This window comes from Zobellia sp. OII3 (genome assembly GCF_002211465.1).
Taxonomy (GTDB): domain Bacteria; phylum Bacteroidota; class Bacteroidia; order Flavobacteriales; family Flavobacteriaceae; genus Zobellia; species Zobellia galactanivorans.
In genome coordinates this window covers 42,655-63,916 of sequence record NZ_MWRZ01000006.1, presented here as the reverse complement: position 1 = coordinate 63,916, position 21,262 = coordinate 42,655, and the positions used below count along the sequence as shown (strand labels likewise).

At 42.6% G+C, this 21,262-nt stretch carries 21 protein-coding genes; 8 read left to right on the top strand and 13 right to left on the bottom strand.

Annotated elements, in window-relative coordinates; genetic code table 11:
• The first annotated feature begins 4 nt into the window (after window positions 1-4).
• Both egtD and B4Q04_RS15660 read left to right on the top strand, forming a co-directional pair.
• Window positions 5-976: an L-histidine N(alpha)-methyltransferase gene (gene egtD, locus B4Q04_RS15665; protein WP_088697390.1), complete on the top strand. Its 972-nt coding sequence runs from the start codon at window positions 5-7 to the stop codon at window positions 974-976.
• Window positions 977-1,043: 67 nt separating this feature from the next.
• The gene (locus tag B4Q04_RS15660; protein ID WP_013992250.1) at window positions 1,044-1,325 is read left to right on the top strand and encodes a DUF427 domain-containing protein; all 282 of its coding nucleotides are present in this window, start codon (window positions 1,044-1,046) and stop codon (window positions 1,323-1,325) included.
• Between the two features lie 97 nt (window positions 1,326-1,422).
• Here the strand turns inward: B4Q04_RS15660 and B4Q04_RS15655 are convergent, their stop codons facing one another.
• Both B4Q04_RS15655 and B4Q04_RS15650 read right to left on the bottom strand, forming a co-directional pair.
• Entirely contained in the window at window positions 1,423-1,722 is a 300-nt protein-coding gene (locus tag B4Q04_RS15655; protein WP_013992251.1) for an isoamylase early set domain-containing protein, read from the bottom strand.
• Between the two features lie 167 nt (window positions 1,723-1,889).
• Complete coding sequence (locus B4Q04_RS15650; protein WP_088697389.1) at window positions 1,890-2,978, bottom strand: aminotransferase class V-fold PLP-dependent enzyme; 1,089 nt, start codon at window positions 2,976-2,978, stop codon at window positions 1,890-1,892.
• Between the two features lie 58 nt (window positions 2,979-3,036).
• Between B4Q04_RS15650 and B4Q04_RS15645 the strand changes: the two genes are divergently transcribed.
• Window positions 3,037-3,426: a 2TM domain-containing protein gene (locus B4Q04_RS15645; RefSeq protein WP_088697388.1), complete on the top strand. Its 390-nt coding sequence runs from the start codon at window positions 3,037-3,039 to the stop codon at window positions 3,424-3,426.
• Window positions 3,423-3,920 (top strand): dihydrofolate reductase, encoded by a 498-nt coding sequence (locus tag B4Q04_RS15640; RefSeq protein ID WP_088697387.1) that lies wholly within the window; start codon window positions 3,423-3,425, stop codon window positions 3,918-3,920. Before B4Q04_RS15645 ends, B4Q04_RS15640 begins: the two co-directional genes overlap by 4 nt.
• On the opposite strand, the gene murI is transcribed toward B4Q04_RS15640, so the two are convergent.
• Entirely contained in the window at window positions 3,909-4,697 is a 789-nt protein-coding gene (gene murI, locus B4Q04_RS15635; RefSeq protein ID WP_088697386.1) for a glutamate racemase, read from the bottom strand. The genes B4Q04_RS15640 and murI overlap by 12 nt on opposite strands.
• Window positions 4,698-4,709: 12 nt before the next feature.
• Window positions 4,710-6,371, bottom strand: a complete 1,662-nt coding sequence (pafA, locus tag B4Q04_RS15630; RefSeq protein WP_088697385.1) for an alkaline phosphatase PafA — start codon at window positions 6,369-6,371, stop codon at window positions 4,710-4,712.
• 113 nt (window positions 6,372-6,484) lie between these two features.
• Here pafA and B4Q04_RS15625 point away from each other — a divergent pair, with 113 nt between their 5' ends.
• Window positions 6,485-7,222: an MlaE family ABC transporter permease gene (locus tag B4Q04_RS15625; protein ID WP_046287328.1), complete on the top strand. Its 738-nt coding sequence runs from the start codon at window positions 6,485-6,487 to the stop codon at window positions 7,220-7,222.
• Entirely contained in the window at window positions 7,222-7,989 is a 768-nt protein-coding gene (locus B4Q04_RS15620) for an ABC transporter ATP-binding protein (protein WP_013992258.1), read from the top strand. Before B4Q04_RS15625 ends, B4Q04_RS15620 begins: the two co-directional genes overlap by 1 nt.
• Before the next feature lie 36 nt (window positions 7,990-8,025).
• Here the strand turns inward: B4Q04_RS15620 and B4Q04_RS15615 are convergent, their stop codons facing one another.
• From B4Q04_RS15615 to porV, 9 genes are all read right to left on the bottom strand, one after another.
• Complete coding sequence (locus B4Q04_RS15615; protein ID WP_013992259.1) at window positions 8,026-9,498, bottom strand: DUF389 domain-containing protein; 1,473 nt, start codon at window positions 9,496-9,498, stop codon at window positions 8,026-8,028.
• A 9-nt stretch (window positions 9,499-9,507) separates the two neighbouring features.
• A complete protein-coding gene (locus tag B4Q04_RS15610) occupies window positions 9,508-10,590 on the bottom strand; it encodes a mannose-1-phosphate guanylyltransferase (protein WP_013992260.1) in 1,083 nt (360 codons plus the stop codon).
• Window positions 10,591-10,686: 96 nt separating this feature from the next.
• Window positions 10,687-11,289, bottom strand: coding sequence for a SprT-like domain-containing protein (locus B4Q04_RS15605; RefSeq protein ID WP_088697384.1), 603 nt, complete (start codon window positions 11,287-11,289; stop codon window positions 10,687-10,689).
• A 106-nt stretch (window positions 11,290-11,395) separates the two neighbouring features.
• Window positions 11,396-12,076 carry an SDR family NAD(P)-dependent oxidoreductase gene (locus tag B4Q04_RS15600; RefSeq protein WP_088697383.1) on the bottom strand — a complete coding sequence of 227 codons (681 nt, stop codon included), beginning with the start codon at window positions 12,074-12,076 and terminating at the stop codon, window positions 11,396-11,398.
• Window positions 12,076-13,128, bottom strand: a complete 1,053-nt coding sequence (locus B4Q04_RS15595; protein WP_088697382.1) for a M28 family metallopeptidase — start codon at window positions 13,126-13,128, stop codon at window positions 12,076-12,078. The genes B4Q04_RS15600 and B4Q04_RS15595 overlap by 1 nt, the downstream gene beginning before the upstream one ends.
• A gap of 88 nt (window positions 13,129-13,216) precedes the next feature.
• Window positions 13,217-14,845, bottom strand: a complete 1,629-nt coding sequence (locus B4Q04_RS15590; RefSeq protein WP_088697381.1) for a pyruvate dehydrogenase complex dihydrolipoamide acetyltransferase — start codon at window positions 14,843-14,845, stop codon at window positions 13,217-13,219.
• 8 nt (window positions 14,846-14,853) lie between these two features.
• Window positions 14,854-15,849: a pyruvate dehydrogenase (acetyl-transferring) E1 component subunit alpha gene (gene pdhA, locus B4Q04_RS15585; RefSeq protein WP_013992265.1), complete on the bottom strand. Its 996-nt coding sequence runs from the start codon at window positions 15,847-15,849 to the stop codon at window positions 14,854-14,856.
• 152 nt (window positions 15,850-16,001) lie between these two features.
• On the bottom strand, window positions 16,002-16,484 hold the full coding sequence (gene cdd / locus B4Q04_RS15580) for a cytidine deaminase (protein ID WP_013992266.1): 483 nt from the start codon (window positions 16,482-16,484) through the stop codon (window positions 16,002-16,004).
• 75 nt (window positions 16,485-16,559) lie between these two features.
• The gene (gene porV / locus B4Q04_RS15575) at window positions 16,560-17,711 is read right to left on the bottom strand and encodes a type IX secretion system outer membrane channel protein PorV (protein ID WP_013992267.1); all 1,152 of its coding nucleotides are present in this window, start codon (window positions 17,709-17,711) and stop codon (window positions 16,560-16,562) included.
• Window positions 17,712-18,197: 486 nt separating this feature from the next.
• Between porV and gldJ the strand changes: the two genes are divergently transcribed.
• Together gldJ and B4Q04_RS15565 are read left to right on the top strand one after the other, a co-directional pair.
• Window positions 18,198-19,865 carry a gliding motility lipoprotein GldJ gene (gldJ, locus tag B4Q04_RS15570; protein ID WP_013992268.1) on the top strand — a complete coding sequence of 556 codons (1,668 nt, stop codon included), beginning with the start codon at window positions 18,198-18,200 and terminating at the stop codon, window positions 19,863-19,865.
• A gap of 68 nt (window positions 19,866-19,933) precedes the next feature.
• A complete protein-coding gene (locus B4Q04_RS15565) occupies window positions 19,934-21,211 on the top strand; it encodes a UDP-N-acetylmuramoyl-tripeptide--D-alanyl-D-alanine ligase (protein ID WP_046287743.1) in 1,278 nt (425 codons plus the stop codon).
• Window positions 21,212-21,262: the final 51 nt, after the last annotated feature.

Here is a 21,262-nt window from a genome sequence, read left to right as displayed (position 1 = left end):
CAATATGCAAAAATCCACCCAAGTACTTTTTAAGACTCAATTTGAGGAAGATGTCTACAAAGGCCTAAGCGACTTTCCGAAGCATTTGTCCTCTAAATATTTTTATGATCAAAAAGGGGACAAACTGTTTCAAGACATCATGCACATGCCCGAATATTATCTTACCCGAAAAGAGTACGATATATTAAAACAGCATACGACAGAAATAGCTGAGAAGTTCGCCATGGGCAACCCCAAGTTCAAGCTGATCGAATTGGGCGCAGGTGACGGAAAAAAGACCAAGATCCTTCTAAAATACCTTTCAGAAAATAATTTTGACGTCAAATACCAACCCATAGACATCAGTCAAAGCGTACTTGACGGTCTTGAAAAATCACTTCACAAAGAATTGCCCGACTTGCAGGTAGAACCTCAGCACGGCACCTATTTTGAAGCCTTAGAAAAAATAAATTTAGAAAACGGCACTAAGAAAGTTATTCTATTTTTAGGTTCCAACATTGGCAATTTGCTTCACGAACACGCCATTGCCTTTTTAAAAAATGTTCAAGAGCTCATGCAAGAAGACGACCTTTTGTTTATCGGTTTCGACATGAAGAAAAATCCGCAGACCATACTAGACGCCTATAATGACCCTTCGGGGATTACCGAGGCGTTCAACAAAAATGTGCTGGCCCGCATCAATACCGAACTCGATGGCAATTTCGACCTCGATAAATTTCTTCACTGGGAAGTCTATGACCCCGAAACAGGTACGGCAAAAAGTTATTTGGTAGCCAAAGAAGCCCAAACTGTAAGTATTGACAAGTTAGGCCTACTAATAGATTTTGCCCCATGGGAAACCATACATACTGAAATCTCACAAAAATACGACGACAAGGTAGTAGCATGGTTGGCCGACAATGCCGGCCTAAAAATAGAGACCGAGTTTTCCGATCCTGAAAAGGAGTACAAAAATTTCGTTTTCAAAAAGTGCTAACCCCTTTGTTTCGTCCAAAATCCATTTTAAACTACCTTGTTCGCACGAGGTCAATACCCATATTCATATGAAAGCAATTTGGAACGGTACCGTAATCGCCGAGAGCGACGACACCCTGGTAGTCGAAAACAACCACTATTTTCCAGCGGAAAGTATAAAAAAGGAATATTTTAAAGCCAGCAACACACATACCACCTGCCCATGGAAAGGCCAAGCCCATTACTACACCCTATCGGTAGACGGGAAAGAAAACCCCGATGCGGCATGGTTCTATCCCGAAGTCAGTGAACTGGCCAAGGGAATAAAGGGCCGCGTGGCATTTTGGCGTGGAGTGACCGTAGAAAAATAGAACTCCCCTTGCCATAAAGCCCAAGCCTTAGACATGAAACAAAAAGCCAGACCGTAAAATCACGATCTGGCTTTTTCAATTTTAAAATACCGATCGCCTATAGGTCTAGAACCGCGTTCTCCCCACCTGCGTAATCATTCCACTGGTAACGATCCGCTTCGGTTTCATTAACGTAATTACCGTCAACGATGTACTTAAATTCAAACGAACCTTCTTTAGGAAGTTCTATAGTACCTTTGAAATTTCCATTTTTCAATTTTTTCAACGAACTGGCCTTATCAGCCTTCCAGTTGTTAAAATCACCAACAACGGCCACTTTTTTCGCATCTTCTGCGGGCACGGTAAAGGTTACTTTACAAACGGGTTTTGTTTTGAGATACTGTTTTGAGATTGCCATTATATATAATTTTTAAATTGATTTTCAGTGCTATATCAAAGAGCAAAACTACCATATTAAAGCGCTCATATACAATGATTAACGCATTTTTATCATTTTCGCAATATTCACATAACAAATAGTCGTTTGACGTAAAAAAAGCTCATGGTATTGGCCACATCACTATGTTATAATGCTGTTTTTAAGATTCTTAGAACTTCATCGATATCCCCTTCATTGTTATAAAAATGAAAACTCAACCGAATACCCTTCCCCCGTTGCGAACAGATAACCCCGTACTCTGTCAACTCTTGAAACAGCGCATCATTTCCTTGTATATTAAATATGGTACTATGTTCTTTCCTTTTTACAATGTCATCGGACAAAAGTCCTAATCCCCCAAAACCTTCCATCGCATAGCGCGAAAGGGTTTGAAGCCGCCCTTCAATGGCCCCCTTGCCCAATTTAGTCAGGTAGTCCAATGAAAATTTCATGCTTCCGAAAGTCAAGGTATCAAGGTGTCCAGGTTCAAAATGACGGGCAAAAGACAGCTTATCGCGTGCGCCAAGGTCGTGACCGGATCCATTAAAACCAATCGTTTTCACGCTAAACATGTCTTGTACACCATCCTTAAACAACATAAATCCGTTACCATAACCCGACAACAACCACTTATAGGCACTGGCGCCAAGCACGTCTATAGGTGAACTTTCAAAATCAAAATCGCATGTTCCACAATATTGCGTTCCATCTGCAATGATTTTCAAGTTAGGAAATTCTTCTTTAATTTTTGAAAGAAATTTCATGTTAATTTTAAATCCATTGGTCCATTGCACCAAACTCAAGGCCAATACCGATATATCTTCACTTTTAAGCTTATGGAGGATATTGGCTTCGAGATTCTCGCTCAAGGCAACATACGACAGGGGAAAACCACGGTATTCAAACGGCCAGTTTACCGACGGATAGTCATCTTTAACCAGTAAAACACGCTCCTTTTTATCCAAACCCTCCAATAACATGTTCAAGCCGAGTGTAAAATTCTGTACCAGCGCGGTATTTTCTTTTTTGGCCCCAAAGAAGCCCGCTACGGTCTCACGGGTCTCGCCGATCAATTTTTCGGCCACCTTGTTTCTAAAATTGCTACCTCCGATCAGATAATCCATATCATGCTCTTGTCTCCATTCCATCAAATCGTCGTTTAGCAATCCTGCAGAAGCGGTATTGGCGTATACATATTGACTTAAAACCGGAAAGTGTTTACGGGTATTTACCATAGCTTATTCTCTGTATCGGCAATTGCCTTATCTTTGTTCTATAAAGGTACTAATTCGTATGTTCTCTAAAAACAAAAACCATTCAGAAGTAGGCCTTGAGCAACATGAAATGCTCGAGAATGCCCAAAACCGCATCAAACAAAAAAAACGCCTGTACGTTCATTTTGTCATCTTTCTTATTGGCAGTGTATTTCTCATTCTGGTCAACAAGATATTAAAGTATGGCGCCACCTATGATTGGTTTATATGGGGCATTACGTTCTGGGCCTTTTTATTCGTCCTTCATGCCTTCAATGTTTTTGTGACCCAAAAATTCATGGGTAAGGACTGGGAACGCACCCAACGTGAGAAACTGGTGGCCAAGCAAAAAAAACGCATAGCCGAAATACAAAAAGAGATCGAAACCGATTTTCCCCTCTCCCAATTAAATAAAAAAAAGGACATATGAACATCATAGCCTTGATAGCGGCAGCGGCCGACAACAATGCCCTAGGAAAGGACAACGACCTACTATGGCATTTACCGGATGATTTTAAGAGATTTAAAAGCCTTACTTCCGGGCACACCATTGTCATGGGCAGAAAAACATACGAGAGCTTTCCGAAACCCCTGCCCAATCGCAAGCACGTGATCATTACCCGCGACAAAAATTACACTGTAGACTACGATGTATGTGTTGTGGTACATTCCTTAGAGGAAGCTTTGGAACTGGTAAAGGACGAAGACTTATCCTTTATAATCGGAGGCGGCGAAATCTACAAACTGGCCATGGAGCACGCCAATAAAATTGAACTCACCCGCGTACACGGCGTTTTTGAAGATGCCGACACCTTCTTTCCGGAAATACCCGAAAGCCAATGGGAACTTGCCACCGAGCAATACCATCCCGCGGATGAAAAGCACAAATACGCCTTTACTTACCGCACCTATTTAAAAATCTAACTTTTCAACCCGAATATCGGGGGCGACACCGCTAACGAAATTACGTAGTACCTTCGGATCAATATTGGTATAAAACCGATGCCCCTTATGGCTTGTGGCCGTATTGAGCATAGCGTTCTTTTCCAAAATGGCCTTTACTTGGCGCGCAACGGCCTCACCCGAATCGATAATTTTGACCCCCTCGGGCATTATCTTTTGCAGTACCGGCACCAAATACGGATAATGGGTACACCCAAGAACCAAATGGTCCATACCTTGATCAAGCATGGGATCAATATACTTCCTCAAAAGCGTTTCCGTTTCTTTTGAATCTATATTCCCACTCTCTACCAAGGGAACCAGACCGGTGCCTTCTTGCTCAATTAATTTTATACCGTTTGCGTGGTTTTCCGTGGTACTATGAAAAAGACTACTGGAAAGTGTTCCCTTGGTCGCTAGTACGCCTACGACCTTTGATATGGAATTCAGGGCCGCAGGTTTTATAGCAGGCTCTATTCCGATGAACGGCAGTCCATAATGCGTTCTCAGATATAAGATGGCGTTGGTAGTGGCCGTGTTGCAGGCCACAACGATAAGCTTACACCCCATATCCATAAGCAACTCGGTATTCTTGATACTCAGTTCAAGAATCTGTTGTTGTGACTTTTCCCCATAGGGTGCATTCTTGCTATCGGCCAAGTATATGGTTCGCTCCCGCGGTAACAGTTTGTGGATTTCCTTCCAGATAGAAGTACCTCCAACACCTGAATCAAAAACACCTATCGGGGCCTCGCTCATAATTCCTTAGGTTTATTTCAATACTTGGGTTATAGGGCTACCCGTAGTTCCACTTGGAAAAGCGACCCCCAGTAGAGCGGCTATGGTGGGCGCAATATCATCTATTTCGGTTCGCTCTACCGTGCTCCCTTGTTTTATTCCCGCACCGTAAAAAAGTAGAGGCACATGTGTATCGTATATTTGTGGCGACCCGTGGGTCGAACCTGTTTTTTGATATGAAATGGTTCCTGGGGCCAAAACGACCAATACATCACCGGAACGCTTTTGGTTGTAGCCGTTCTGCAAGATATAAGGTATACCATGCGTATAATCGTTCTGCCACATCTGATAGGCGGTATAGGTTCTATCGATACCCTCGTAGCTCAAAACTTCCTTGGCAATGGCTTCCTGAACCTCTTGAACGCTTAAATCAAGGTTGTTTATAATATCATGATCAAGAAAATACTGATAATTGGAAAAATTCTTTACAATATCGGTAGTGCCGTAATTAAACTCCAAGAACTGGGCAAAATCATTTTTCATAGCATCCCAAGAAACATAATCGGCCGGTATCTTTTTATCCTTTAAATACGAAGGCACCTCTATTGCAGCGTGGTCGGCACTTAAAAATACGGTATACTCCCCTTTACCTACTTTTCGGTCAAGTTCCTTAAACAGACGCTCCAAATCACGGTCTAATCTCAAATAGGTATCTTGAACCTCTTTGGAAGCTACCCCAAACTTGTGGCCGACATAATCCGTACTTGAAAAACTAACGGCCAAAAAGTCGGTAATATCGTCCGATCCCAAAGCTTCGGCATCTAAGGCCGCCAAGGCAAAATCAGTGGTCATACTATTTCCAAAAGGTGTGGCCTTAAGCATTTCGTACTTTCCATTGTTGTCCCATAACGCAGGAAGATCGTGCGGAAAGACCGGGGACTCCTCTCCTTTGAACTTCCCTTCATAGGCATTGTAATCAGAAGCACTTTCTACGTATTCATTTATATTCTTTAGAGTCTTCCAAGGTTTTTTATACGCATCGACAGACTTCTCGGCATTAAATTTTTCGACCCACACGGGCAACTTATCCATATAGTATGAACTGGTAATCCATGAACCTTCACTAAACCAATAGGCAGCGTTCGCCGTATGGCCTCCCGGCAAAACCGCCCCCCTATCCTTTAGGGCTACGGCAATGGTTTTTCCCCGCATTTGCGTATGTAAACGCAATTCATCGGTAATAGTGGTTACCGTCATTCTATGGGGTGACATCTTTCCCGCATCCGACGTAGTTCCGACTGACTCGTAATCGGGATCTCCGGCACAATACACGCTTGTTTCAGTAGCTTTATCGTACCAGTTATTTCCTATTATACCATGCACGGCCGGAGTGGTACCGGTATAGACCGATGTATGTCCCGGGCCTGTGCTTGTAGGAGCGTAGTTATAGTGGTTGTTCTTACAATTGAAACCTTCGTTTACCAAGCGTTTAAAACCGCCTTCACCGTAGTGGTTCCAAAAACGGGTGATATAGTCGTATCGCATCTGATCAACGATAATACCTACCACTAGCTTTGGCTCCGTTCTTAAGTCAGATACGGGCTGCTCTTTTGATTTTCGCTGAGCAAGACTATTGGAGGGTAAAAATGTTAAGGTAAAAACTGATAAAAAAACAATGAAATAATTCTTATGCATAACTGGATAGATTGTAATAACAAAAGTAAAGAAATTACCCTTTTAAAATTTAAATGAAGGTTAAATGAAATCGTTTATTGTTATTTTTGTTAGGATATACCTATTTTCATCACATGAACTACTTAACATCTATTGGCAGGTATGCCATAATGATAAAAGACGTCTTTAAAAAACCTACGAAATGGCGTATCATGAAATCGTTGATTTTAAAGGAAGTCGACGAGCTGATCTTTGGTTCTCTAGGTATTTTAATTTTTATCGCCTTTTTTATGGGAGCGGTTGTAGCTATTCAGACCGCACTCAACATCACCAGTGAACTTATTCCGAAAAACCTGGTCGGTTTTGCCACAAGGCAATCGATTATATTGGAGTTCGCCCCAACTTTTTGTTCTATCATCATGGCAGGAAAAGTAGGCTCGTATATCACCTCAAGTATCGGCACCATGCGGGTCACCGAACAGATAGACGCATTGGAGGTCATGGGGGTAAACGCCTTGAACTATTTGGTTTTCCCAAAGATCGTTGCCTTATGCCTCTACCCTTTTATTATTTCGATAGCCATGTACGTAGGTATCTTCGGAGGCTGGATGGCGGCCGTATTCGGCGGGTTCAGTACCAGCGCCGATTTTATAGAAGGGGTTCAATTGGACTTTATTCCATTTCACGTAACCTACGCTTTTCTCAAGACCTTGGTCTTTGCCTTTGTTTTGGCCACCGTGCCCTCATACCACGGTTTTTACATGACGGGAGGCGCCTTAGAAGTAGGTAAGGCGAGTACGACTTCATTTGTGTGGACAAGCGTTGTCATCATTGTAGCGAACTATATTCTAACCCAACTTTTATTAGGCTAATGATCGAAGTAAACGACATACACAAATCTTTTGGCGACACCCATATCTTAAAAGGTGTCACCACAAGTTTCAGCAAAGGAAAGACTAATCTTATCATTGGACAGAGTGGGTCGGGAAAAACGGTTTTCCTAAAGTGTCTTTTAGGTCTTTTTACCCCCGAACAGGGCTCGATCAGTTATGACGGAAAAATATACTCCGAAATGACCGACGAACAAAAACGTAACCTTCGGCAAGAAATAGGTATGGTTTTTCAGGGAAGTGCCCTATTCGACTCCATGACGGTCGAGGGCAATGTAAAATTCCCGCTTGAAATGTTTACAAAACAATCGCAATCGGAAATGCAAGACCGGGCCGACTTTGTGCTTAAACGGGTCAACTTGGTGGATGCCCACCATAAATATCCTTCCGAAATATCAGGAGGTATGCAAAAAAGGGTAGCGATAGCCAGGGCCATTGTTATGAACCCCAAATACCTATTTTGTGACGAGCCCAATTCCGGACTCGACCCCAAAACCGCCATAGTTATCGATAACCTGATTCAAGAAATTACCGAAGAATACGATATCACCACGGTAATCAACACCCACGATATGAACTCCGTAATGGAAATCGGAAAAAAAATCCTCTTTCTAAAAGATGGGCTAAAAGCATGGGAAGGTACCAACAAAGAAATTTTCAAGACCGAAAACGAAACCGTTACCGATTTTGTCTATTCTTCGGATCTCTTTAAAAAGGTACGGCAAATGTATATTGAAGAACGTAACTAAACGCAACAACCTTTCATACGATTAAACTACAGCTGATTATCTGGCTCCGCGCAATTGTACCGTAGAGTCTTTCAAACGCACTTTCAACCAGTCTAGAATTTTCTTGTTTTCCGCTGCTGTCTTGGCAGAAGACATTCCCTTTTTCCATTTTACCTCAAAAATGGACAGCGTATCGATTTTCTTGAAATCATTGATTACCGCGTAGTCGAATTGTATCGACTCAATATCCTTATAATTCGCCTTGGCTTCGGCACTGATATCTAGAAACGGTATCTTTTTTTGCCGAGATGCATCACGCCGTAACCGGCTCACTTCAGCTTCGAGAAGGGCTATTTTTTCCGCCTTGCTCGACAATTGATTTTTTTGTGATTCATAGAGCTCGTTAACGTATTTCAATTGGTCTACTTGCTCGTTCTGGGCCCCTTGAATAACGTGAAGCTCCGTATTTCTTAGACGGTAGAAATCCTCATCCTCTTTCAAGATAGTATTCCACGAGGCAATGATATTTTCAGGTATGACCTCATTCCCCATACACACCACTTCAATGACCGGCTTTTCACCTTCATTGTATTCAATGCTGGTAAAATTATCTAAAAACCTACCTCCTCCCATAAACTGGTATTTCCCGATAGTCTCGCTAACAAATTCCGTAGCTTGCTTTTTAAACATCGATTCTTGAAATACCTTATAGAAGGTCCATCCCGCAGGAATCATGACCAACAAGGCCACCACCGAGGCTATACGCGCAATTCGTCTTCGCTTGGCCGAATTGGCATAACGTACCATGGGAAACTTCAACAATTTTATGGTCAAAAAAGTGGCCAAGGCAATGAAAATCGTATTTATAATAAACAAATACATGGCCCCAAAAGCATAGCTAGGATTACCTATGGCCAGTCCAAAACCCACCGTACACAATGGTGGCATTAAAGCGGTTGCAATGGCCACCCCGAAGATGACACTGGCAATGGTCCCTTTTTTGGCCCGGGCGATAACGAGGGCCAAACCTCCAAAAAAGGCAATGAGCACATCACGAATATCGGGTGCGGTCCGTGCCAACAACTCCGATGATTCATCTTGAATAGGAAAAAATTCAAAGAACAGGTAGGCGGTTAAAACACTGAGCACTACCATTACCGTAAAGTTCTTAAGGGAACGCCTCAGCGTATCGATATCGTTAATGGCCAAAGACATACCCAGCCCCAAAATAGGACCCATTAGGGGAGATATCAACATCGCACCGATAACGACCGCCGTAGAGTTCGCATTCAACCCTACGGAGGCTATGAATATAGAACAAACCAAGATCCATGAAGTATGGCCCTTAAAGGGAATATCCGCTATTATGGCCGCCTTCGTAGCTTCTTGATCGGTATTCTCACGAATATCGAGCAACTCACGTACAAACCTTCGAACACTTTCCCAAAGCCCTTTCGCATCTTTTCGGATGGCTTCCTTGGTCTCTTCTTCGCTTGACGTAAGATTATCTTGGTTTAGTTTATCACTCATATCATACTGTTAGGCATATGTATCTCCAAATTTATCCTTAACCTCGCCCAAAACCTTTTTAATATCCTGTTCTTTGGATTTTGGATAAATTAAAAGTACTTCTTTTTTGTCTACGATAATATAGTCGTTAAGACCATCTACTACCACAATCTTGTCTTTTGGCGACCTTATCATATTTCCGGATGCATCGGTAGTAACGACCTTACTGTTCACCACGGCATTGTTGTCTTCGTCTTTATCCAATTTATCGTATAAAGAGCCCCAAGTGCCCAAATCGTTCCAATCAAATGACGCCGGAAGCACAAAAATGGATTTAGAGTTTTCCAAAATCGCATAATCGATGGAGATATTCTCCGCTTTCGGGTAGTTTTCTTTTATAAACTCCTTTTCTTCGCCAGTATTGTAACAAGACATTCCAGATTCAAAAAGGGAATACTGTTCAGGCTGATAATTTTTAAAGGCGTTTACAATGGTCTTTACGCTCCACATAAAGATTCCGGCATTCCACAGAAAATTCCCTTGGGCCAAAAATTCCTTGGCCGTTTCATAATCGGGTTTTTCCCGAAATTGATTCACCTTCTTCAAGCCCTCGGCACTTTCCTTTTCAAATTCGATATAACCAAAACCGGTATTCGGAAACGATGGTTTTATACCTAAGGTACAAAGCACCTCTTCTTTTTCGCATTTTTCAAAACAGGTGGTGACATCTGCGGCGAAAGCATCTTCATCTTCGATCCAGTGATCGCTCGGAGCCACGATCATAACCCCGTTTTCATTCATTTTTTGAATCTTTAGGGCCGCGTACAAAATGCAGGGCGCCGTATTACGCATTGCCGGTTCAAGTACCACTTGATCCTGCTTTACCATAGGAAGCTGCTCCAATACCAAATCGTTATATCGCTCATTGGTCAAGATGAGAATATTCTCCGTAGGCACAAATTTATTCAGACGCTTAAAGGTTTTTTGGATCAAGGTATCGCCCGTACCCAACATATCATGAAATTGCTTGGGATAAGATGACGTACTGATCGGCCAAAATCTCGAGCCGACACCTCCGGCCATTAACACTGCGTAATAATTTTTGTTTTTCATTTTTTAATTGCTCTTGGAAGCGAAGCCAATATAGTCTTCACATCGCTATTAATAGTTAGCTATTCTTATTTCAATTTATCTTATTTCCTACAAATATCACTCAAAAATCAATTCCACTTCCGCATTTGGCTGAAAAAGATACATACGGCCCGTTGCGACCTCTATACATTCGTATCGTTTGACCCTTCTATTTCCCCTTTTATACAGTTTTCCGTTATAAATACGGAAAACGCTACCTAAAGGCACCTGAAAAACATAGGTTTTATCGGTGTTTTGGGCATCAAACTGTTTGAGGGCTATCGACAATCGGGCATCGGTACTACTACTCGCCTTGGGGTTCTTAAAGTGATGCGCCAAAAGGGGCAATAATTGCGAGGGAAATATTTCGGGACGAATAAAGGGCAGCATGAGGTATTGAAATATACGCTTCCACTCCGCACCGTGAGGCTTTATGCTTCTACCGTACTTTTCAAATGCCACCAAATGGGCCAGTTCGTGGATCAGGGTAATTAAAAAGCGATATTTATTGAGGTTTGCGTTAACGGTAATCTGATGCTTCCCGTTGGGCATTCTTCTGTAATCGCCATGTCGCGTGACCCTTTCATTAACGATCTTCAGGTGCGCACCTGTTTTCTGAATTAATTCAAGACACGATTCAACGGCCCTTTCGGGGAGATATTTTCGCAACACATTATCCACTGGAAACAAAAATAAGTTAACTCGGCCAATAAATGAAGTTATCTATTATTAAGCCTATGTCAAAAATCGATTCCCCCTAACGGCCTCGGTTGTACCTCTAAAAATATCAGGGAGTACTATTGCTGACCTGAAGCAACTTGCCATTGTAAAATTTATGTCCATTTAAGGCGAAATCTTTGATATACCCGGCCATCTCCAAAGCTGTAGTAGGCGCCTCATAGCCCGGAAAGGCTTCTTCTAGCATTTCCGTCTGAACCGCCCCTAAGGCCAAAACATTGAAAGACGGGCCGGTTTCCTTAAACTCTTCCGCCCACAGTTCCGTGAGTGTAATGACGGCCCCCTTACTGGAACCGTATGCCGACAAGCCCGGAAACTTAACGCTCCCCTGAACACCGCCCATAGAGCTAATGGTCACCACATGGCCTTCCTTTGACATTTTAGGAAGGACCCTTCTCGTCATTTCGGCAACACCGAATACATTTACCTTATAAACCGCTTCGAACTCCTCGGCTTCAGTCTCTAGAAAAGGTTTGTTCAGCAACTTTCCCGCGTTGTTGATAAGCAGGTCTACCGATTTAAAGTTTACATCCACAAAATCTTCCATTTTCTTAAAATCGGAAGGATTACCCAAATCAAAGGGGAAACTGAAAATATTTTTATGGCCCAATTCTGATATAGGTCGGTCATTTCGCGATAAGGCCAAGACTTTATGACCTTCATCCGCAAACAATTTTGCCAGTTCAAAACCTATTCCCCTACTCGAGCCCGTAATAATAACATTTGCCATTAGTTATATCGAATTTCTTTAGTCGAGGCGTTTACGATACCCTCTACAACCGGAATACTTTTATTAATCAAGTTGGCCATATGGCCGAAGTCCATTTCAGAGATCTCGTCCCCCACCTTGTGATAGTGATTGAAATTGGTAAAATCAAAGGTGCTAAAGGTTTGCGAAGGCACACCGAAAGCCTCATGAAAAGGATAGTTATCAGACCTCATAAAAAGATTGAACTCCTTTGCCTTTGGAAGAAAACCCGCATAGGTACCACCTTCCGCATAGCTATTGGCCACATCGGCCATATTCGACTCCTCATACCCTGTTAAATAGGCTAGATAGTCCTTATCTACCAAGGGCACGCCTACCATCTCATAATTAAGCATTACATAAAGGTTCAAATTGGCTTCCTTTAGTTTTTGCGCCAAATGCTTCGACCCTAAAAGTCCTTTTTCCTCGGCACTAAAAAGCGCAAAGATAATGCTCCGCTTGTTGGTCTTTGTATTTCCAAAATAACGGGCCAATTCCAATACGGTAGTCGTTCCCGTAGCATTATCGTTGGCCCCATTAGCAATTTTATCGCCGTTCTCTTCGGCTATCAAGCCTATATGATCATAATGGGCCCCGACAATTACAAACTCGTTCTTTAATTCAGGATCGTTGCCCTCTACCATACCTACCACATTGAACGCAGGTTGGTCATAATTAGACAACTCATCCCGATAGGTTTGAAAATAAGGTCTTATGTTATTTTCCAAAAAAACGTTCTCGATAAACCCGGCGGCCTTTTCAATACCCTCGCTACCCGTATCCCTGCCCTGAAGGTCATCAGAAGCCAAGAAGGTCATGATAGCACCAACCTTATCGCTGTTCGAGAATTGATTTTTTGATGCACCTATAGCACCGTTTATACCATTAAGGTCGTCGGCCTTCTTAGGCACTTCCATCAGACTTCGATCAAACTGCACGGCCTCTTCGCTCTGAAGCGTTACCGACTCATCAATTTTAGACGATCCACAGGCCATTACCAGCATGCCCGTCAAGAACACAAAACTCTTTTTCATAGGTATTTAATTTTCGACTACAATTTAGAAATAAAAAAAGGCATCTCGAAATTACCGAGATGCCTTTATTATATTAGTTTCTATCTGTTTAGGCCAGCATGGTCACCGGATTTTCCAAATAAGAACGTAAAGTCAATAAAAATTGGGCCCCTGTAGCACCATCGACCGTTCTATGGTCACAGGCCAAGGTTACCTTCATTGTATTCCCCACTACGATCTGACCGTCTTTCACCACTGGTTTTTGCACAATGGCCCCTACGGAAAGAATTGCAGAATTAGGCTGGTTGATAATTGAAGTAAACTCGGTAATACCGAACATACCCAAGTTAGAAACCGTGAACGTACTTCCGTCCATTTCAGCCGGGGTAAGTTTTTTGTTTCTTGCACGACCGGCCAAATCCTTAACGGCGGCACCGATTTGCGTTAAACTCAACTGATCTGTAAATTTCACGACCGGCACCACAAGGCCGTCATCTACCGCTACGGCCACACCTACATGTACATGATGGTTGTAACGTGTTGTATCACCCTTCCAAGTCGTATTGACTTGAGGATGTTTCTTCAATGCCATGGCACAGGCCTTCACTACCATATCGTTAAAGGACACCTTGGTATCGGGCAAATCGTTTATTTGCTTTCTAGAAGCCATTGCATTGCCCATATCCACCTCAATAGTAAGGTAATAATGAGGAGCCGTAAATTTAGACTCAGACAATCGTTTGGCGATAGTCTTACGCATCTGCGAATTTTTCACCTCTTCGGAACCTTCTTCACCAACCGGTAAGATTACAGGCGCGCTTGCAGGGGCTGCAGCCGTAGCTGCCGCTTTTTGCGGTGCAGCTGCCGGTGCTGCGGCAGGCGTATAATTCTCGACGTCTTTCTTTACGATTCTTCCATTATCCCCAGAACCAGGAACACTGGATAAATCGATGCCTTTTTCCTTAGCTATTTTCTTGGCCAAAGGTGAGGCAAAAATACGCTGTCCATCGTTTACCGACTTTGGTTCGGCGGCCTCTTTCTTCGGTGCTTCCTTTGGGGTTTCTGCAGGAGCACTTGCTTTTCCACCAGAAGATGATTTTGCATTAAGCACGGCATCAACGTCGGTACCCGCAGGGCCTATAATGGCCAAAACCGCATCGACCGGTGAAGATTCACCTTCCTGTATACCTATATATAATAAGGTTCCCGAATAGAAAGATTCAAATTCCATTGTAGCCTTATCCGTTTCGATTTCGGCTAAAATCTCACCTTCTTCTACCGTATCACCTACTTTTTTCAACCAAGCGGCAACGGTACCCTCTTCCATAGTATCGCTCAAGCGGGGCATCTTTACGATTTCCACACCCTCAGGAACTTCAGCAGAAGCGCTAACCTCATCGGAACTTTCAGAACTATCGTCTACCGGCTCATCCGCCGCATCGGCTTCCTGAACTTCAGAAGACGCCGCACTACCGTTCAATAGGGAAGAGATATCTTCACCTTCCTTACCGATAATGGCCAACAAAGAATCAACCGGAGCGCCTTCACCCTCTGGTATACCGATATGCAACAGTGTTCCCTCATAAAAAGATTCGAACTCCATAGTAGCCTTATCGGTCTCTATTTCTGCCAGTATATCACCCTCTTCAACCTTGTCTCCAACGTTTTTTAACCACTTGGCCACGGTACCCTCTTCCATGGTATCGCTTAAGCGGGGCATGTTTATTACTTCTGCCATCTACCTAATTATTTATGTTGTACAAATGGAAAATCTTCTTGTTCATAGACCATATCGTACAATTGCTGTACTGGCGGATAGTCTGACTCGTCTGCAAATTTCTCGCATTCCAAGACCAAATCCTTCACCCTTTTGTCTATAGCTTTTATCTCTTCTTCCGATGCGTAATTATTTTCTTTAATAATATCAAGAACCTGGGTAATGGGATCAATTTTCTGATATTCCTTTACTTCTTCCTTAGTTCTATAGTGTTGCGCATCTGACATAGAGTGTCCTCTATATCGGTATGTTTTCATTTCCAAGAAAGTAGGTCCGCCACCAGAACGTGCCCTATCAACGGCCTTGCTCACTTCTTGGGCCACCGTTACGGGGTCCATACCGTCTACGGGACCACAAGGCATTTCATAGCCCAAGCCGAGTTTCCAGATTTCAGTGGAGTAGGCAGTTCTTTCTACCGAAGTTCCCATGGCATATCCATTGTTTTCACAAATGAAGACTACCGGAAGTTGCCATAACATGGCCAAGTTCAAGGCTTCATGAAAGGAACCTTGGCGTACGGCACCATCACCCATATAACATAAGGTAACGTTGTCCCTTCCTGCATATTTATCACCAAAGGCCATACCGGCACCCAACGGAATTTGACCGCCCACGATACCATGTCCACCGTGAAAACGATGTTCTTTAGAGAATATATGCATAGATCCACCCATACCTTTTGAGGTACCGGTTACCTTTCCATACAATTCGGCCATTACTTTTCGGGGATCCACACCCATACCAATTGGCTGTACATGGTTTCTATAAGCCGTAATCATCCGGTCTTTGGTAAGGTCCATTGCATGCAATGAGCCGGCCAAAACAGCTTCTTGACCATTGTACAAATGTAAAAAACCTCTAACTTTTTGTTGAATGTAGACCTGTGCCAGCTTGTCTTCGAACTTACGCCAGAACAACATATCCTCATACCATTTCAGATATACCTCTTTGGTAATTTTTTTCATTGATGCTATTAATTTGGATTCTTCGTTACATCTTGTCAATTCCTTTCATACATGGAATGAACCAGAAGAGCAAAAATACATATTAAATCAATAGTTGAAAAAAATTGAAGTAAAAGGTTTGTTAGAATTTATCCTAAGGCCATCAAGAACTGTTACAAAAAAGAACTATCGAAGCCAAGCGGCAGTATATCGGCCATAGAATCGCACTTTAATATTTTGCCGGTTTCCCCCATCATCAAGAGGGCTATGGGACTTTTTTGCCGCACCTCGTACTCTGAAATAGACTGCCTACAATTCCCACAAGGCGCCGCAGGTTCAGTTAACTGATAGGTTGTAGAAGTGGCGGTAATGGCTATCGATTTGATGCCCACACCCGGATATTTGGCCCCAGCATAAAAAACCGCTACCCTTTCCGCACAAAGTCCCGAAGGATATGAGGCATTTTCTTGGTTGTTACCGATAACAATTTCGCCGTTCTCCAAAAGCACGGCGGCCCCTACCTGAAAATTCGAATAGGGTGCATAGGCATTCTTCCTGGCCGCTACGGCCTCGGCCATTAGATTGGCATCTTCACTGCTCAGTTCCTCCAAGGAATCGAAAGTGGTCAATTCAAAAGTAATATTCCGTTTTTGCATACTTGTTCGAATATGGGCCTAAAATAATAAAACCCGCCGAACGGCAGGTTTTATAAGCACTAATAATATTATATTTTAATCATTATAGAATTCGTCTCCCAAATTAAACGTTACGGAAAAACGAAGTGAATTTTCTACAGGGTTGGTGATTTTTGAAGTAGAGAAGAGATAAGAAAGGTCTATTTGGGCCGAATTGAACTTAAAGCCGGCACCAAGGGTAAAATACTTTCTATAACCCTTAACATCACTCTCATTGAAATATCCGGTACGGAACATAAAAGCGTCTTGATAGGTGTATTCCGCACCTAAGGCCCATGTCATCTCCTTCAATTCCTCGCTAAAACCATCGGGGGCATCCCCAAAAGATTTAAAAACACCGCTTAAGAACCCGATGTTCTGATACTCGTCCCTATCGTCGGCATCCAAATCGCCATCGCCATCAAAATCTTTAGGGGTAGGCACCAATAATTTATTGAATTCAGAGGTAAACCCTAAAACATTGTCTTGATCCAAGATGATATCAAAGCCAACACCGAACTTCAGGTTGGTCGGTATAAAGTTATCTTGTCCGTTTTCGTCATAAGCTATCTTGCCTCCCAAGTTGGAAATATTGAATCCAGCCCTCCAACGTCCGTCGAAACTGTTATAGGCTATTTCCCTTGAGCGGTAAAAACCGGCCACATCAACGGCAAAGGTACTACCCGGCTTGGCATCTACATTACTGTCGTTCTGAAATTTCAGGTTCGACCTTATATACCTACCTCCTACGGCCATTGAGAACGTCGGACTTAGTTTTAAGGAATATGAACCATCAAAAGACAGTTCGTTCGGCTTTACCACCGTACCTATATCTTCATAATTCTGCCTTAGCTCAATATCACCCAAAGTAAAATACCGAAGACTGAAGGCGAAAGCGCTCTGATCGTTAATTTTATTAAAGTAACTAGCGTTTAAAAGACCTATTCCCGAAATGGCATTGCTCAAATAGGGTGTATAGCCGAGACCAACTCCCATTTTTCGTTCTGCAAAAGCAAATTTTGCGGGGTTCCACTGTTGGGAATAAGCATCGGTAGAAGTTGCGACACCCATATCTCCCATACCAGCTGCCCTGGCATCTGCTGTAATGTTCAAAAAGGGAACTGCGGTCGTAATCACACGATCACCCGCCTCTTGGGCCGATATTTTGCAAGCAAAAGCAAGCAAAACAAGCATTGATAATTTTTTCATTTTTAAATAGAGCTAAATTTAGTCGGTCAAAATTTACAATATCAGGGTACAACCGAAAAATATATTAGTTGTACTACATACAAACGCCCTTTTAAGGAATATCTTGCATGAAACATGCAATATTTTTAATTTCGGGACCAAATTAAAAACGGGGCGCAAAGTACGCACTTCTTTTGTAATTTCGCATTTCCATTAAAATATAAGGGCCTACATACGGTTTTCAGGTAAAAGAAACAGCTTCCCAATACTATAAAGCCAATTGTTCCGTTATGGATTTTAAGACGTCATACGTTTTAAACAAATACGAAGGCGCTTCTAAGAGAAAATATTTTTTGGCAAATAAGAGAAAATATTTTTTGGCAAATAAAATATTATGTACAAATCATCGTTTTATATGCCGAAAGTGACACTAAAAATTAATCAAAATAAAACAACCAACTGCACTACCGTTTCAGCAGTGGTCCTATTTGAACTCAAGTCCTAATTATGAAAAAACAGTTTATCAAAGTTGTACTTTCTTGTGCAGTAATAGCGGGAGGTTTTACGGTTACCAGCTGTAAAAAATCCGGTTCTTCCAAAAATGTGTCGAGAGCCACAGGTTGGAAAATAAACGCCAAAGAAGGTGGTTTTCAATACAATACGGATTTCAAGGAGCAAGAAACCGCACCAGGCCTTGTATTTGTTGAGGGTGGTACTTTCACCAAAGGTAAGGTACAGGATGACGTTATGCACGATTGGAACAATACACCAACATCGCAACACGTACAGTCTTTTTATATGGACGAGACCGAGGTAACGAACGTCATGTACTTAGAGTACCTCGATTACCTAAAAAGTGTTTATCCTCCGGAAAACCCAAAATACACGAACATATATAAAGGTGCCCTACCCGATACCTTGGTATGGAGAAACCGCTTAGGTTTTAACGAAACCATGACCAACAACTACTTAAGGCACCCTGCCTATGCAGAGTATCCCGTAGTAGGTGTTAACTGGGTACAGGCCACACAATTTGCCGAATGGCGTACAGATCGTGTAAACGAAGTTATGCTCGAAAGGGAAGGATATTTGGCAAAAGACGCCAAGTACAAAGCCGCCCAAGGTGATGTTTCCGGTACTTTTAGCACCGAAGCCTACCTTAACAGACCTGAATCTGTTTATAACGGACAAATAGATTCCCTACAGGGTAAAGCAAAAAAAGACAGTGTAAATACATTTGCAAAAAGAAGCAGCGGTATAATTATGCCAGAATATAGACTACCAACGGAAACCGAATGGGAATATGCGGCACAAGCCAACCAAGGTAACCGTGAGTACAACAACTACAGAGGTAGGAAAAAATATCCATGGGATGGTGATTACACCAGAAACGGACAACGTGTAGGTAGAGGTGACCAATTGGCCAACTTTAAGCAAGGTAAAGGAGATTACGGCGGAATCGCCGGATGGTCAGACGATGGTGCCGATATTACCGCCCAAGTAATGTCTTACAAGCCAAACGACCTTGGTCTTTACGATATGGCAGGTAACGTTGCCGAATGGGTAGCCGATGTTTATCGCCCCATAGTAGATGACGAGGTAAGTGATTTCAACTATTACCGTGGTAACATTTATATGAAAACCGCAATCGGTGAAGATGGAAAAGTAAACGTATTGAGAGATTCTATAATTTACGATACGCTTCCTAACGGAAAAATAGTTGCAGTAAACCTTCCAGGTGAAATTAAAATGGTTCCTGTAGATGAAGAGGAAACCTATTTAAGAACCAACTTCTCTTCTAGTGACAACAGAGGATATAGAGACGGAGACCCAGGTTCTTCCAGATTCTTTGACCAATTCAGTGATGAAGAAGGAGAAGATGACAACAAGAAAATGTACAACTCCCCTAAACATAAAGTAGAAAGGGATTCTACCGGAAAATTGATCAGACATTACGACACATCGAACAACAGAACAACATTGATCAACGACGAGGTAAGGGTTTACAAAGGTGGCTCATGGAGAGACCGAGCGTACTGGTTGGATCCAGCACAAAGAAGGTATTTGCCACAATATATGGCTACCGACTACATCGGCTTTAGATGTGCTATGTCAAGAGTAGGTTCTAAATCTAAGACAAAAAACAAGACCCCAAGAGGTAAAAAGGTAAGATAAGCCTTAAACAAATAATTTTCTAAAAAGTCTCGGCAATCATGCCGGGACTTTTTTTATATTTTTACTTTATGAAAACAGCGCAACTGCACCAGCATTTTTTAGAGTTTCCCGAAGTTTGTACCGACACTCGAAAAATAACCGACAACTGCATTTTTTTTGCCTTAAAGGGCGATAATTTTAACGGGAACCGCTACGCTAACGAAGCATTAAAAAAAGGAGCGGCCTATGCCGTAATCGATGATGCCGAGTTTGCCGAATCGGACCGACATATTTTGGTAGACGACACACTAAAAGCGCTTCAAGAACTCGCTGCATTCCACAGAAGCCATTCAAAAGCCAAGGTCATAGCCTTGACCGGAAGCAACGGCAAAACCACCACCAAAGAACTCATCAACGCCGTACTATCACAAAAATACAATACCATTGCCACCCAAGGCAACCTCAACAACCATATCGGGGTTCCACTCACCCTACTCTCCATAAAAGAAGATACCGAAATAGCCATTGTTGAAATGGGTGCCAATCACCAAAAGGAAATTGAATTTTTATGCGGTTTGGCACAACCCGATTTCGGCTATATCACCAACTTTGGCAAAGCACACCTCGAAGGTTTTGGAAGCGAGGCAGGCGTTATTAAGGGCAAAAGCGAACTTTACGACTTCTTGACCAAAAACAACAAGCATGTTTTTATGAACGGAGACGACCCCGTGCAAATAGAAAAACTTGGCCATTACATCAAGAAGTACGGTTTCAGCACAAACAACAAGGACTATTACATGGTTGAACTTACAGCGGCCGACCCTTTTGTAAAGATATCGATAGAAGACACCTCTATAACCTCACAACTTATCGGAAGCTACAATTTCACCAATTGTGCCGCAGCCATTCTCATTGGCAAATATTTCAATGTCTCCCTAGCCCAGATCAAATCGGCCATAGAAGGCTATGCCCCGAACAATAATCGTTCACAGATATTGACGAAAAACGGGCACCGTATCATACTGGACGCCTACAATGCCAACCCGACCAGTATGAAGGCCGCACTAGAAAATTTTGCCCAAATGCCCGGAAACAATAAAATCGCCTTTTTGGGCGACATGTTCGAACTAGGAACAACTGCGCCTGAAGAACACCAAGCCATAGCGGACCTCGCCCACAAACTGAATTTCGAAAATGTAATCTTGGTCGGCGAAAATTTTTATGGAACGGACACCCTTTTTCAGAAATACAGCACCTTTAACGACCTAAAACTGTACCTAAACGATGGAAACCTTAAGGGCAACAGCACTATTTTAATCAAGGGGTCAAGAGGCATGGCCCTCGAGCGCATTCTGGAATTTCTATAAATCGGCAAAACAAAAAAAGGGCGGTACTTTTCAGCACCGCCCGATACAACT